Raw genomic sequence first — 945 nt, 5'->3', positions numbered from 1 at the left:
GCGAGATCGAATCGTAGCCGGTGGCGGCGCAGAGCATCGCTTCCAGTTCATCGGTCAGCTGCTGGTAGCCGGCGCTTTGTTCGGCCGGGGCGAACGGGTGCAGGGCGCCGAATTCGGCCCAGGTCACTGGGATCATTTCGCTGGCGGCGTTGAGTTTCATGGTGCACGAGCCCAGCGGGATCATGGTGCGGTCCAGCGCCAGGTCCTTGTCCGCCAGCTTGCGCAGGTAGCGCATCAGCTCGGTTTCCGAGTGGTAGCGGTTGAACACCGGGTGGCTGAGGATCGGCGACTGGCGCAGCAGCGCGGCCGGGAGGGTCGCTTGGGTGGCGGCGGCGAGGGCGGCGAAGTCCGGCAGGGCCTGGCCCGCGGCGAACAGCGCCCACAGGGTTTCGACGTCAGCCTGGGTGCTGGTTTCATCCAGGGACAGGCCCAGACGTTCAGCGTCGACCACGCGCAGGTTGATCTGTTGGGCGTGGGCCTGCTCGTGCAGCTTGGCGGTGTCAGCGCCGGTGTTCAGGGTCAGGGTGTCGAAGAAGTGTTCTTGCTCGACATTCAGACCGATCGCTTTCAGGCCTTGGGCCAGGATCGCGGTCAGCTGGTGCACACGCTGGGCGATCTGCGTCAGACCCTGCGGACCGTGGTACACGGCGTACATGCTGGCGATGTTGGCCAGCAGCACCTGGGCGGTGCAGATGTTGGAGGTGGCCTTCTCGCGGCGGATGTGCTGCTCGCGGGTCTGCATTGCCAGGCGCAGGGCCGGCTTGCCGAAACGGTCCACCGAGACACCGACCAGACGGCCGGGCATGTCGCGCTTGAACGCATCCTTGGTGGAGAAGTACGCCGCGTGCGGGCCACCGAAGCCCAGCGGCACGCCGAAGCGTTGCGCGCTGCCGATGGCCACGTCGGCACCGAATTCGCCCGGCGGGGTCAGCAGGGTCAGGGCCA

1 pseudogene is annotated in these 945 nt (G+C 67.2%); it reads right to left on the bottom strand.

Annotation, left to right across the window (positions count from 1 at the left end):
* A pseudogene (locus tag CGA21_RS30560) lies at positions 1 to 945 on the bottom strand (glycine dehydrogenase (aminomethyl-transferring)); the annotation flags it as partial.

The organism is Pseudomonas sp. PSB11 (assembly GCF_014596605.1).
GTDB lineage: Bacteria > Pseudomonadota > Gammaproteobacteria > Pseudomonadales > Pseudomonadaceae > Aquipseudomonas > Aquipseudomonas umsongensis.
The sequence above is the reverse complement of the archived record's forward strand: the minus strand, read 5'-3'. Positions and strand labels throughout refer to the sequence as shown.